Raw genomic sequence first — 13,551 nt, forward strand, 5'->3', positions numbered from 1 at the left:
GGGCTTTTTTTCGCCGGCTCAGGCAAAATACGCCATCATCTTCCCTTTTCAAGGATCAGCGTATGGCGTACTTCATCGGTCTCATGTCCGGCACCAGCCTCGACGGCGTCGATGGCGAACTGGTCGATTTCACGGATGGCGCGGCACGCGGCATCGGCGCCGCCTACGTGCCCTTCCCGGCCGCGTTGCGCAGCGACCTGATGGCGCTGCAAAGCGCCGGCCACAATGAAATCGAGCGCGAGGCGCTGGCCGCCAATCAACTGGTCCGCCATTACGCCGATTGCGTCAAGCAGCTACTGCTCGATAACGCCATCGGCGCCGGGCAAATCGTTGCCATCGGCGTGCATGGGCAAACCATCCGCCACCGCCCGGAACTGGGTTTTACGCGCCAAACCAATAATCCGTCGCTGCTGGCCGAACTGAGCGGCATCGACGTGATCGCCGATTTCCGCAGCCGCGACGTGGCGGCCGGCGGCCAGGGCGCGCCGCTGGTGCCGGCGTTTCACCAGGCCCGGTTCGGCCAGTCCGGCCGCACGCGGGTGGTCGCCAATATCGGCGGCATCAGCAATATCAGCGTCTTGCATGGCGATGGCGCGGTGATCGGCTTCGATACCGGTCCCGGCAATGCCTTGATGGATGGCTGGATCGCGCGCCACCAGGGCCGCTCGTATGACGCCGCTGGCGCGTGGGCCGCGACCGGCAAGGAAATTCCCGCCTTGCTGCAAGCCTTGCTGGCGGAACCGTATTTTACGCAGGCGGCGCCGAAAAGCACCGGACGCGACCTGTTCCATATGGAATGGCTGGCCGAAAAGCTGCTGCCGTTTGCCGACGCCAGGCCGGAAGACGTGCAATATACGCTGACCCAATTAACCGCGCTGAGCCTGGCGCAAGCGATCCAGCAGTACGCTCCGGCGGCGGATGCCGTGTATGTCTGCGGCGGCGGCGCGTACAACGGCACGCTGCTGTCGCAACTGGCGGTGGCGCTGGATAACAAAGTGACGGTGGAATCGACCGCAGTGCTGGGCGTGGCGCCGAACCGGGTCGAGGCGCTGGCGTTCGCCTGGCTGGCATACCGCTTTACGCAACGCCAGGCGGGCAATCTGGCGGCAGTGACCGGTGCCCAGGGCGAGCGCATATTGGGCGCGCTGTACCCCCGTTAATGACCAGTCATGATCATGAATGGTGCAGAAACACCAATAGCGGATCCGTGGATCCGCTATTGCAATATATCACCCGCTACGGCTGTTAGACCGAGAACGAGGAACCGCAGCCGCAGGTCGAGGTCGCGGTGGGATTCTTGATGACGAACTGGGCGCCTTCGAGGTCATCCTTGTAGTCGATTTCAGCGCCGACCAGGTACTGGTAGCTCATCGAATCGATCAACAATTGCACGCCATTCTTGACCATCGTGGTGTCGTCTTCGTTGACGATTTCGTCAAACGTGAAGCCGTACTGGAAGCCGGAGCAACCGCCACCCTGTACGAATACGCGCAATTTCAGGTCTGGATTGCCTTCTTCTTCAATCAGTTGCGCGACTTTTTCAGCAGCGCTATCGGTAAAGACGATAGGTGCAGGGATTACATCTTGCATTTCGGCGACGGCATTCATTTCATACTCCTACTTGAAAACATGGACTCATTATAGACCGTTGGCGCAAGTCACGCTTCGGACACTGCCAAATGCAATATGGCGTCGGCGCCGTCGAGGTAACTCAGTTGCCCCATTACCCGCGCACCGCCATGCATTTCCAGTACTTTGTAATAAACTTCCCCGATAATGCGGGCTTTCGGCTGGATTTCAAGCAATTCGCTCACATGTACCGGCCCGCTGATCTCGCCATTCACCAGCAAATACGTGCAACGCACCTCGCCCTCGATGCTCGCATGTTCGCTCAGCACCAGGTAGCTGGGCTGGCTGGTGTCGCCGGTGACATTGCCGCGCACATGACCGTCGATGCGCAAGCCGCCTTCGAACACGATATCGCCGACCAGCCGGGTGGCCGAGCCGATCAAGCTATCCATCGGCAACTTCGCAGTGCGGACAAACATGGCGCTTTCCTTCGCGATCAGCTGAATCGGCCTGGCCAGTACCTAATTTACCCTGCCGGGCGGGACGTACCTTGATCTGCGTCGCCCGCCAGCCCGCATTCCCGTCAGGGCATCAGCGCGATCTGGTTCAAGCCCTTGCTTTCTTCCAGGCCGAACATCAAATTCATGCACTGCACGGCCTGGCCGGACGCGCCCTTGACCAGGTTGTCTTGCACCACCAGGATGATGACCGTATTGCCCGGCACGCCATCGACATGCGGACGATGCAGCGCCAGGCGCAGCACATTGGCGCCGCGGGTCGAACGGGTTTCCGGATGCGATGCAAATGGCATCACATCGATGAATTGTTCATTTTTGTATTGCTCTTCAAACAAAGATTGCAATTCTTCATTGCTGACATCCTTGCTCAGGCGCGCGTACAGCGTCGAATGCATGCCGCGTATCATCGGCACCAGGTGCGGCGTGAAGATCAGGCCGATTTTCTGGTCGGTGAAACGCTGCAATTGCGCGCTGGTTTCCGGCAAGTGACGGTGGCCGGACACGCCGTACGCTTTAAAACTGTCGCTGGCTTCCGAAAACAGGATGCCGATCTCGGCCTTGCGGCCGGCGCCGGACACGCCCGACTTGCAATCGGCGATCAGGCTGGCAGCATCGACCAGCCCGGCCTTCAGCAGCGGCGCATAGCCGATTTGCATGGTGGTCGGGTAGCAACCCGGATTGGCGACCAGACGGGCTTGCCTGATTTCTGCGCGGTTCAATTCCGGCAAGCCGTAAACGGCTTCGGGTATCAATTCCGGCGCGGTGTGCGGGATCTTGTACCACTCTTCAAACTTGGCCTGGTCTTTCAGGCGGAAATCCGCGGCCAGGTCGATCACTTTGACGCCGGCCGCCAGCAAGGCTGGAGCTTGCGCCATGGCAACACCGTGCGGCGTGGCGAAAAACACCACATCGCACTCTTCCAGCCTGGCCTTGTCAGGCGAAGAAAACGCGATATCGACGCGGCCGCGCAGCGATGGATACATGTCCGCCACCGGCAAACCGTCTTCCTTGCGCGACGTGATCGCTGTCAGCTGCACGTCTGGATGGACGGCCAATAATCGCAGCAATTCCACTCCGGTGTATCCGGTGCCGCCGACGATGCCAACTTTGATCATTTTCTTTCCTTGTGTGAGAGTGAGTGTGGGGTACGCAATGCTTAAAACACAGGCAACTGGCCTGGTATTTTAACAGGGCTGGAAAGCGGATGCTTTCAATGCAAAAAAGCCGCGAGACAGTCGTCTGGCGGCTTTTGGGACAGTACGCGGCAAGCCGCATACACTGTAGCGTAAAAATTAACGCTTCGAGAATTGTTTTGCGCGACGTGCTTTGCGCAGACCAACTTTTTTACGTTCAACTTCACGTGCATCGCGGGTCACGAAGCCGGCTTTGGCCAGATCCGATTTCAACGCTGCATCGTAGTCGATCAAAGCGCGGGTGATGCCGTGACGAACCGCACCAGCCTGGCCGGACTCGCCGCCGCCATGGACGTTGACTTTGATGTCGAAACGCTCGACATTGCCGGTCAGTTCCAGCGGTTGACGGATGACCATCAGACCTGTTTCGCGCGAAAAGTATTCGTTCGCCGGTTTGCCGTTAACAACGATCAAGCCAGTGCCGACTTTGATAAAAACCCGAGCCACTGCACTCTTGCGACGGCCGGTTCCATAATTGTAATTACCGATCATGTCAGTTCCTTAAAGGACGAGTGCTTTAGGTTGCTGAGCAGCGTGCGGATGGGAACCTTCCGCGTACACTTTCAGCTTTTTGATCATCGCGTAGCCGAGCGGGCCTTTAGGCAACATGCCCTTGACCGCTTTTTCCAGCGCGCGACCCGGAAAACGCTGTTGCATTTTCTGGAAATTGGTTTCGTAGATGCCGCCTGGATAGCCAGAGTGGCGATAGTAGATTTTTTCGGTAGCTTTGGTACCGGTCACGCGCAGTTTGCCTGCGTTGATGACGACGATGAAATCGCCCGTATCGACGTGAGGAGTAAATTCCGGTTTGTGTTTGCCGCGCAGTCGGAGTGCCACTTCGCTGGCAACACGTCCGAGGACTTTGTCCGTCGCGTCAACCACGAACCAATCGCGCTGGACTTCATGTCCTTTAGCGGAAAATGTTTTCATGTTGACTTCCTAATAGATTACACGCTCAAATGGTGGTTCCGCACACAAAACTTGCGGACTCGGCCTTATTTACTTTTCCTGAGCGAACGGAAAGCCGACAAGTATAAGCGATGCCAGCCAAATACGTCAAGCCCGGCTTGCGGCAGCGCCCATGCAAGCCGGCAAACACCTGTCCACCTTCCTCCTTTACAATATAAAACGCACGATTTATTGGAGAGTACGATGGAATGCAAAGTTAGCTGGAACGGGCCGTCCGGCATGAGTTTTTTGGCACAAACCGGTTCCGGCCATCTGGTCACGATGGATGGCGCGCCCGATGGCGGCGGTCATAACCTGGCGCCGCGGCCGATGGAAATGGTGTTGCTCGGTACCGGCGGCTGCACCGCGTACGACGTGGTGCTGATCTTGAAACGCGGCCGCGAAAACGTCAGCGGCTGCGAAGTCACGCTGAAAGCCGAACGGGCCGATACCGACCCTAAAATATTTACCAAGATCCATTTCCACTTCACCGTGCGCGGCAAGGCGTTAAAACAGAGCGCCGTCGAACGCGCGGTGAACTTGTCACATGACAAATATTGCTCGGCATCGATCATGCTGGCCAAAACCGCGGAAATCACCCACTCCTTCGAGATCGTCGAAGAATAGGCGACCGCCTTGCGCCAGCGCCGGCGGCAAGCCTGGCGCTGGTGTCATCGCCATCATCAAATATAGTAGGCGGTCCTGGTCATGACCTTGCCCATCAGCGCCATCAGGCCGCGCACCGGCGCCGGCATCTCCAGCGCGCCGAGACGCTGGGCCGCCGCGCCATGCTCGATTTCATCGATTTGCATCTGCTTGACGATGGCGCGCGATTTGGCGTCCTGCGCCGGCAATTCATCCAGGTGGCTGCCCAGGTGCGCTTCGACCTGGCGTTCGGTTTCCACCACGAAGCCCAGGCTGCGGCCGTCGCCGAGGCGCGCGGCAAGCGTGCCCAGCACGTAGGAACCGGCATACCACAGCGGATTGAGCAAGCTTGGCTGCGAACCCAGTTCGGCCAGGCGTTGCGCGGTCCACGCCAGGTGATCCTCTTCTTCGCGGCCCGCTTCGGCGAACTGGGCGCGGATCGCCGGGTTGTGCGCGTAGCGCGCCTGCGAGTTGTACAACGCCTGGGCGCATACTTCGCCGACATGGTTGACCCGCATCAAGCCCGCACTGTGACGCTGTTCGGCCTGGTCCAGGCTGGCGTCGGGCGCGCGCAGCGCCGGATTCGGGCGCGATGCGGCGGCCACGCCAGCCATGACGCGCAGCGCTTTGTCAGCGCCAATAATCAAACGATCCAAGGGATGGTGGTAACGGTTCGCTGTCATCGTATCGGTGTTATCTGTGTCGTAAAACATGATTATAGGACGATAGGCGCGCCGCCGGCGTAGCCGTCCGCCAGGCCATCATGGTCCGGCTTGCTGTTTCTTGCTTTCGATCCAGTCCACCACCGGCCCCACCGCATCGATGCCGGAAATACTCTTGGCCACGCCCAGGTTCAGGGAAATCAGGAAAGGAATGCTGTCGAGCGGAATTTCCGGGCACAGTTCAGCATAAGCCTTGATGAAACGCGCCGAGTCGAGGATACGCAGCACTTTTTCACCGCTCATGAATTGCAGCACGCTGGCGATGCTGTGCCCGCCGCCGATGGAACGGTAAATAAAGCGGTTGTACTGGGCATCGATTTTCTTGAAATCCAGCGCATCCTCGGTCATCAGGCCGGCCAGGTAAAACAGTCCCACCGTGACGCGAAAAAAACCGATCGCTTCAAAGCTGGTCATGCCGGCGCGCGCCATGGCCAGCGCCTGTTCTTGCATCGCTTCATTCAACTGCGCTCCAGCCTGCTTCATGCCACCTCCCTGACCACGTCCACGCACCAATCAGGCATTGTGCCTGATAGTCTTGCCGCATCCAATCGTGCACGCAAAAAAATGCTTTAAAAACATTTCATCGGATAAACATTATCATTGCTGCCCGCATTTTTTACATGCTACTCTTGTATTTCGTCAGAATGGGAATGCGCAATGATCGAAGTGAAGAATCTGGCAAAACGCTTCCGCTTGCCGCCACACAAAGGGAAGCAGGCACAGTTGCGCGATCCACGCGACCAGGACGGCTGGTTCCATGCCGTGCGCGACGTCAGCTTCAGTTGTGAACCCGGCCAGGTGCTGGGATTGCTGGGCCCCAACGGCGCCGGCAAGACCACCACGCTGCGCCTGCTGTCGACGGCGCTGCAAGCCGACGCCGGCCACGCTTACGTGAATGGCGTCGATGTCTTGCAGCAACCGCTGGTGGCGCGCCAGAGCATCGGCTTCCTGTCCGGCAGCACCGGCCTGTACGGCCGCCTGACGGCGCGCGAAAACGTCGAATATTTCGGCCGCCTGCATGGCATGCGTGCGCCGCACCTGAAGCAGCGCTGCGATGACTTGTTCGATTTGCTGCAAATCCACGAGTTTTCCCACAAGCGGGTCGATCAGTTGTCCACCGGCATGAAGCAAAAATGCGCGATCGCCCGCACCGTCGTGCATGAGCCGCAAGTGGTGATCCTGGATGAACCGACCAGCGGGCTGGACGTGATGTCGTCCAAGATCTTGCTCGATTTTATTGCGAGCTACAAGGCGCTGCGCGTGCCGCTGATTTTTTCTACCCATCATTTGCATGAAGTCGAGAAACTATGCGACCGTGTCTGCATCATCAACCACGGCAAGAACGCCTTCAACGGCAGCGTCGATGCCTTGCGCCACCTGGGCGGCAGCGCCGATTTATACGATGCGTTTGTCAGCGTCATCAACCAGGAACCCTGAGCCATGTGGATTATCTACCTGAAGGAATTACTGGAATTGACGCGCGACCGCAAGACGCTGATTTTCACGATCCTGATTCCGATTTTCGCGATGCCGCTGATTTTCGGCGGTTTTGCCTACCTGTCGTCGACCATGTTCAAGAGCGCCCAGGCGGCGCAACTGGCGTATGCGATGTTCGGCAAGGAAAATTCGCCGGCCTTGAGCCAGCGTTTCGAGCAAGAAAAGAATCTGCGCGAAGTCGTCTTGAACGATACTGCCGACATCCGCAAGGCGATTGCCGACGACCGCATCAAGTTCGCGCTGGTGATCCCGCCGCAATTCGATGCCGACTTGCAGCACCAGCGGCAAGCGGTGATCGCGCTGCATTACAACAGCGCATCGGCCATCGATGTCACCCGGCAAAGGGTGATGGCGCTGGTCGACGCCCACAATGACAGCTTGCGGGCCGCCGCGCTGGCGGCGCTGAACCTGAACCAGGAGCAATTGCGCTTCGCACTCAATCCCGTGACGCTGGAAAATCATTCCACCGCCGATGACCGCGAACAAATCGGCGCGATCATCGGCGGCTTGCTGCCGTATCTGCTGCTGATGGTCTGCCTGACGGCGGCGATGTATCCGGCGATCGACCAGGGCGCCGGCGAAAAGGAGCGTGGCACGCTGGAAACCCTGCTGCTGGCGCCAGTGCCGCGCGGCGCCATCGTGACCGCCAAATTCCTGCTGCTGTTCACGGTCGGGCTGGTGTCGGCGCTGCTGATGGTGGCCAGCATGGGCGTGCTGCTGTTGCTGTTCGGCGATACGCTGCAAGGCAAGATGTCGACGCTGCTGCATAGCATTGGCGTGCTGGACCTGGCGATGGTGGCGCTGATGCTGGTGCCGACGGCGGCAATTTTCGCCGCCATCCTGCTGTGCATCTCGATTTACGCCAAGAGCTACAAGGAAGCGGCCGGCCTGATCACGCCATTGATGCTGCTGACCATCTTGCCAACCGTGATGGCGATGCTGCCCGGCGTCAAGATGAACTGGTTTTGGGCGATGGTACCGCTGACCAATGTTTCACTGGCGATGAAAGAATTAATTAAAGGCACCATGGATTACCGCATGTTCGGCGTTATTTTGCTGTCGACCAGCATCATCGCCGGCGCCTTGCTGATGCTATGCAAATGGTGGTTTAACCGCGAAGAAGTTTTATTCCGTAATTAAGAGCGCCGGACAAAACGTTCAGGGCAAGGCACATTGACGCAGGCAGTACGACTGTATGGCAAGGCAACGCCGCCATCGGGGTTTTGTCCGGCGCGCTACTACTCACAGGCCTGCATTCCAGGCCCGGCATAGCGCAGTCTGGCCGCATCAAACCGCCAACCATCGCAAGCAACCGCCCAGTGCGGCTTAAATTCAATACAATGCCACCATATCAAAAGTCCGCCGGCACTCCAGGCCAGGCGGGCGGCAACAGCATCAAATGAGGAACTGTATGGAATTACACATCCGCAATCTGTCCAAGACGTATGGCAACGGTGTGCTTGCGCTGGACAATATTACGCTGACGATCCCGAACGGCATGTTCGGCTTGCTGGGTCCGAACGGCGCCGGCAAGTCGACGCTGATGCGTACCCTGGCCACGTTGCAGGAATGCGATTCCGGTTCGGTCTTCTTCGGTGACCTCGATGTGCTCGACGACAAGGATGAAATCCGCCGCCAGCTCGGTTACCTGCCGCAGGATTTCGGCCTGTATCCGAAAGTGACCGCTTACGAATTGCTCGACCATTTTGCCGTGCTGAAAGGCTTGTCGCAACGCGGCCGGCGCCGCGAAGTGGTCGACGGACTGTTGCAGCAAACCAATCTGTTCGATGTGCGCCACCAGAAACTGGGCGGCTTTTCCGGCGGCATGCGCCAGCGTTTCGGTATCGCCCAGGCATTGCTGGGCGACCCGAAACTGATTATCGTCGATGAACCGACCGCCGGCCTCGACCCGCAGGAACGGGTACGTTTCCACAACCTGCTGTCCGACATCGGCGAAGACAAGACCGTGATCCTGTCGACCCATATCGTCAGCGACGTGGCCGACCTGTGCGCCAACATGGCGATCATCAACAAGGGCCATGTGCTGCTGTGCGGCAAAACCCAACAATTGATCGACGAGGCCAGCGACAAGATCTGGGCCCGGTTTGTCGATAAAAAAGACCTGGCCAGCTTCCAGCAGCGCCACGCGGTGATTTCCACCCGCCTGCTGTCCGGCCGCACGCTGGTCCATGCGTATAGCGAAACCGATCCCGGCGATGGTTTTGAAGAGGCTATCGGCGACCTGGAAGACTTGTATTTCGCCACCATCGCCGGACGCCACCACCGCGCGCCCGATTGCGATTGAAAGGCTGGCCATGTTTGCAATTGCATTATTTGAAGCCCGGCAACGCCTGAAATTATTGTCGACCTGGGTGTATTTCACCATGTTCCTGCTGCTGGCGATGTTGTGGATGGCCGCTGCCGGCGGCGTCTTCAAGGAAGCCAGCATCACTTTCGGCGGCAGGGTGTGGATCAACGCGCCCCGTTCGGTGGCGCTGGCCTGCAGCATCCTCGGCTGTTTTGGCGCGATGGTGGTGGCGGCGATGATGGGCCGCTCGGTGCAGCAGGATTTTGAATACTCGATGCAACATTTCTTTTTCAGCGCACCGCTGAAAAAATACCAATACATGTTTGGCCGTTTTATCGGCGCCTACCTGGTGCTGGCCGTGGTATTTTCCAGCATCGTGCTGGGCTTGTGGCTCGGTACGCTAATCCCCGGCATCGATGAGGAACGCCTCGGACCGCAGTACCTGATGACCTACGTGCTGCCGTTCGTCTATTCATTGTTGCCGAACCTGTTCATCTTCGGCGCCATTTTCTTTGTGCTGGCCGCGCTGACGCGGCGCATGTTACCGGTATATATCAGTAGCGTGGTGATGCTGATCGGCTACCTGGTGGCGCCGTCGCTGGCGAGCGACCTCGACTTCAAGACGCTGGCCGCCCTGATCGATCCGTTCGGCACCACCGCACTGTCGCGGCTGACCGAATACTGGCCCAGCGCCGAACGCAATACCCGCATGCTGTCGCTCGAAGGCGTGTACCTGGCCAATCGCGTGATCTGGTCGTCGTTCGCGCTGGTGGTGTTGCTGCTCGGTTATTGGCGCTTCAATTTCAGCGACAGCATGGGCGCCGACAGGCCGCGCGGCAATGGCGAAGCGCCGCTGCAACTCAGCGCGGCAGCCCGCAACACGGATGAAAAGCCGGATTTCGCGCAGCGCGGCATGGCGCCGCTGCTGTTGCAAATGACGTGGCTGAACCTGCGCGAAACCGTCAAGAACATTTATTTTGTCGTCATCGTGCTGGCCGGCGTGCTGACCATATACGCCAGCGCGGTGGACATCGGCTCGATCTATGGCACCAATACTTACCCGGTCACCGAAAAAGTGCTGGAATTGGTCAACGCTTCGTTTTCGCTGTTCATGCTGATCATCACCACGTTTTATGCCGGCGAACTGGTATGGCGCGAACGCGAAGCCCGCATCGCGCTGATGCTGGACGCGCTGCCCGTGCCGAACTGGCTGCCGCTGCTGTCGAAACTGTTCGCGCTGATCGGCTTGCAAGCGTTGCTGACCTTGATAATGATGCTGTGCGGCATGTCCATCCAGATTTCCAAAGGCTATTTCCAGCTCGATCCCGGCTTGTATGTGGAATACCTGTTCCTGGTGCAATTGCCGTACTACGCGCTGATCGCGGTGCTGGCGATGACGCTGCAAGTACTGATCAACCACAAATACCTGGCGTTCTTCGCGATGATCTTGTACTACATCGCCACCCTCACCTTCGGCGCGATGGGTTTGGGCGATCCGATGATCTTGTACGGCAGCATGCCCAGCTTCATGTATTCGGCGATGAACGGCAGCGGCCATTTCCTGCCACGCGAACGCTGGTTCGAACTCTACTGGGGCGGCGCGGCACTGATGCTGACCGTACTGGCGCTGGTGCTATGGCCGCGCGGATCACACAACGGCTGGCGTACCCGCCTGCAATTGGCGCGCCATGCCTTGAGCCGGCCGGTGCTGGCCAGCTTCGGCCTGGGCCTGGCCATCTTCGCCGGCGCTGGAAGCGTGCTGTATTACAATCTGCACATCGTCAACGACTACCAATCGCCGTTCCAGAAGGACGCCGAACGGGCCAGCTACGAACGGCTGTACCAACGCTACGCCGCCGTCGGACAACCGCGCATCACCGACGTCAAACTCGATGTCGACATCGTGCCGGAACGGCGCAGCCTGCTAGTCCGGGGCCGCTACCTGCTGGTTAACAAAACCGCCCAGCCGATCAATGAAATTTTCGTCCAGCAAGACAGCAGCGCCAGCACCATGCGCCTGGACTTCGGCGTGGCGGTGCAGCCAGGCATCAACGACCAGCAACTCGGCTTCTACAGTTTTAAACTGGCCGCTCCGCTGGCGCCCGGCGCCTCGCTGGCGCTGGCTTTCACGGTCGGCTATGCACCGAAAGGCAGCCTGGGCCTGACGCTGGATACGCCGGTGATCGGCAATGGCACCTTCTTTACCAATCAGGTGCTGCCGCATATCGGCTATCAGCAGCAAGCCGAGCTGCAAGACGTGCGCGACCGCAAGAAACACGGTTTGCCGGCGCAGCAAGGCGCCCTGCCACGCGACGATGCGCAAGGCCTGGCCAATAATTATGTCGGCAACGACGCCGACTGGATCAATTTCCAGGCCACCGTCAGCACCAGTCCGGACCAGACCGCGATCGCCCCCGGCACGCTGGAAAACGACTGGGTGGCCAACGGCCGCCACTATTTCCAGTACAAGATGGATAAACCCATCCTCAATTTCTATTCCTTCCAGTCGGCGCGCTACGCGGTGCGCCACGAACGCTGGCAAGATGTGGCGATCGACGTGTATTACCATCCGGGCCACGAATACAATCTGGACCGCATGGTCAGGGGCGTCAAGGAATCGCTGGAGTACTACAGCAAGAACTTCAGCCCTTACCAGCACAAAGTGCTGCGCATCGTCGAATTTCCCCGTTATGCGAACTATGCACAATCGTTCCCGAACACCATTCCGTTCTCGGAAGGCGTGGGGTTTATCGCCAAGGTCGACGACAAGAATCGCAAGGACATCGATTATCCGTTCTACGTGACGGCGCATGAAGTGGCGCATCAATGGTGGGCGCACCAGCTGGTCGGCGGCAATACCCGCGGCGCCACCGTGCTCAGTGAAACCCTGGCCGAATATTCGGCGTTGATGGTGATGAAGAAAAATGTCGGCGCCGACAAGATGCGGCGCTTCCTGCGCTATGACCTGAATATGTACCTGATCGGCCGCACCGAAGAACATAAAAAGGAATTGCCGCTGGCCGATAATGAAAACCAGGATTACATCCATTACCGCAAGGGCAGCCTGGCGATGTATCTGCTGCAAGACATGCTCGGTGAAGACGAGGTCAATCGGGTCTTGCACGACATGCTGGTGAAATATGCGTTTGGCGGCGCGCCCTATCCGAGCGTCAACATCCTGATCGATGGCTTGCGCAAGATCACGCCGCCGCAACAGGCTTACCTGATCGACGACTTGTTTGAATCGATCGTGTTGTATGACAACCGGACGATGTCGGCCAGCACCCGCAGACTACCAGACGGCAAATATGAAGTCGTCATGACCGTGCACGCGAGCAAAGTGCATGTCAACCAACAGGGCGAAGAAAAAGAGGCGCCGTTAAAAGACTACATCGACATCGGCGTCGACGACAAGGATGGCAACAGCCTGCTGCGCGAACGCAAGCTGATCGAGCGCAAGCAAAACAGCTACACCGTGATCGTCAGCGGCAAGCCGGCCAAGGCGGGCATCGATCCGGACAACAAACTGATCGACCGCAAGCCGGATGACAATATGATCGCGGTCGAGATCGCCTGGTAATCGGCAGTGACCTCAGGCGTCGGCCGGCCGGGCCGCAAAGTTCAGCGCGACGCCCATATTGACCAGCGTTTCCAGCTCGGTCAGCGAAAAATCGATACCGGCCTGGGCTTTTTTAACATCGCCCAAGTCCAGCGCGATTTTCAGCTCGGCGACGATGCGCGGCACCGCGAAGGTGATGCCGCGCGAACGGCATTCGGACAGATAAACGCGTATTTTTTGCGGCAACAGCAAGGGATCGCCGCGCTCGGCGATGATCACCTCAAAACCGGAATCCAGATAGACCCGCCCCTCGCCGCGCGCATCGCCCTTGCGCCAGTCGCGCAGCGGTTCGCTGGGCAGCGCTTCGCGGATCGATTCCAGGGTCAGGTCGTCTCCATAGACGGTCAGGGATGCGAGGGTCATTGTGCGTGGACTTTCATGGCGAGCAAACACCGCCAGCGTGGCGGCAAACATTGGTCTGGCAGTCTACGCAAGTAAAAGGTTTGTGTCCACCGGGCAATATTTTATATCTGAAATATATTTGCGCTAGAGCAACAACATGGCGGGAAGGATATGCTCCCCGCCATGTCAG

At 58.6% G+C, this 13,551-nt stretch carries 14 protein-coding genes; 6 read left to right on the plus strand and 8 right to left on the minus strand.

What is annotated here, in order from left to right:
* The first annotated feature begins 62 nt into the window (after window positions 1–62).
* The gene (locus GJA_RS21325; protein ID WP_038496309.1) at window positions 63–1,160 is read left to right on the plus strand and encodes an anhydro-N-acetylmuramic acid kinase; all 1,098 of its coding nucleotides are present in this window, start codon (window positions 63–65) and stop codon (window positions 1,158–1,160) included.
* An 85-nt stretch (window positions 1,161–1,245) separates the two neighbouring features.
* Here the strand turns inward: GJA_RS21325 and erpA are convergent, their stop codons facing one another.
* The 5 genes from erpA to rplM form a co-directional block, all read right to left on the minus strand.
* Window positions 1,246–1,608 (minus strand): iron-sulfur cluster insertion protein ErpA, encoded by a 363-nt coding sequence (gene erpA, locus GJA_RS21330; protein ID WP_038496312.1) that lies wholly within the window; start codon window positions 1,606–1,608, stop codon window positions 1,246–1,248.
* Between the two features lie 50 nt (window positions 1,609–1,658).
* Complete coding sequence (locus GJA_RS21335) at window positions 1,659–2,048, minus strand: bactofilin family protein (RefSeq protein WP_038496315.1); 390 nt, start codon at window positions 2,046–2,048, stop codon at window positions 1,659–1,661.
* A 104-nt stretch (window positions 2,049–2,152) separates the two neighbouring features.
* The gene (gene argC, locus GJA_RS21340; protein WP_038496318.1) at window positions 2,153–3,202 is read right to left on the minus strand and encodes an N-acetyl-gamma-glutamyl-phosphate reductase; all 1,050 of its coding nucleotides are present in this window, start codon (window positions 3,200–3,202) and stop codon (window positions 2,153–2,155) included.
* Window positions 3,203–3,379: 177 nt separating this feature from the next.
* A complete protein-coding gene (rpsI, locus tag GJA_RS21345) occupies window positions 3,380–3,772 on the minus strand; it encodes a 30S ribosomal protein S9 (RefSeq protein ID WP_038496320.1) in 393 nt (130 codons plus the stop codon).
* Window positions 3,773–3,781: 9 nt separating this feature from the next.
* On the minus strand, window positions 3,782–4,210 hold the full coding sequence (rplM, locus tag GJA_RS21350) for a 50S ribosomal protein L13 (protein ID WP_010393282.1): 429 nt from the start codon (window positions 4,208–4,210) through the stop codon (window positions 3,782–3,784).
* Window positions 4,211–4,432: 222 nt separating this feature from the next.
* Between rplM and GJA_RS21355 the strand changes: the two genes are divergently transcribed.
* Complete coding sequence (locus GJA_RS21355) at window positions 4,433–4,855, plus strand: OsmC family protein (RefSeq protein ID WP_038496323.1); 423 nt, start codon at window positions 4,433–4,435, stop codon at window positions 4,853–4,855.
* 56 nt (window positions 4,856–4,911) lie between these two features.
* On the opposite strand, the gene coq7 is transcribed toward GJA_RS21355, so the two are convergent.
* Window positions 4,912–5,556 (minus strand): 2-polyprenyl-3-methyl-6-methoxy-1,4-benzoquinone monooxygenase, encoded by a 645-nt coding sequence (coq7, locus tag GJA_RS21360; RefSeq protein WP_038500685.1) that lies wholly within the window; start codon window positions 5,554–5,556, stop codon window positions 4,912–4,914.
* A 78-nt stretch (window positions 5,557–5,634) separates the two neighbouring features.
* Window positions 5,635–6,078, minus strand: a complete 444-nt coding sequence (locus GJA_RS21365; protein WP_144241614.1) for a hypothetical protein — start codon at window positions 6,076–6,078, stop codon at window positions 5,635–5,637.
* Between the two features lie 174 nt (window positions 6,079–6,252).
* On the opposite strand from GJA_RS21365, the gene GJA_RS21370 reads away from it, so the two are divergent.
* The 4 genes from GJA_RS21370 to GJA_RS21385 all read left to right on the plus strand — a co-directional run bounded on the left by GJA_RS21370 (window position 6,253) and on the right by GJA_RS21385 (window position 12,980).
* Complete coding sequence (locus GJA_RS21370; protein ID WP_038496329.1) at window positions 6,253–7,032, plus strand: ABC transporter ATP-binding protein; 780 nt, start codon at window positions 6,253–6,255, stop codon at window positions 7,030–7,032.
* A gap of 3 nt (window positions 7,033–7,035) precedes the next feature.
* Window positions 7,036–8,232, plus strand: coding sequence for an ABC transporter permease (locus tag GJA_RS21375; RefSeq protein ID WP_038496332.1), 1,197 nt, complete (start codon window positions 7,036–7,038; stop codon window positions 8,230–8,232).
* A gap of 271 nt (window positions 8,233–8,503) precedes the next feature.
* Window positions 8,504–9,397: an ABC transporter ATP-binding protein gene (locus GJA_RS21380; RefSeq protein WP_038496335.1), complete on the plus strand. Its 894-nt coding sequence runs from the start codon at window positions 8,504–8,506 to the stop codon at window positions 9,395–9,397.
* 10 nt (window positions 9,398–9,407) lie between these two features.
* Window positions 9,408–12,980, plus strand: coding sequence for an ABC transporter permease/M1 family aminopeptidase (locus tag GJA_RS21385; RefSeq protein ID WP_038496338.1), 3,573 nt, complete (start codon window positions 9,408–9,410; stop codon window positions 12,978–12,980).
* Window positions 12,981–12,992: 12 nt separating this feature from the next.
* Here GJA_RS21385 and GJA_RS21390 read toward each other — a convergent pair whose 3' ends face one another.
* The gene (locus tag GJA_RS21390; protein ID WP_038496341.1) at window positions 12,993–13,382 is read right to left on the minus strand and encodes a hypothetical protein; all 390 of its coding nucleotides are present in this window, start codon (window positions 13,380–13,382) and stop codon (window positions 12,993–12,995) included.
* Window positions 13,383–13,551 lie beyond the last annotated feature (169 nt).

Source organism: Janthinobacterium agaricidamnosum NBRC 102515 = DSM 9628, from assembly GCF_000723165.1.
GTDB classification, from domain to species: Bacteria; Pseudomonadota; Gammaproteobacteria; order Burkholderiales; family Burkholderiaceae_D; genus Janthinobacterium; species Janthinobacterium agaricidamnosum.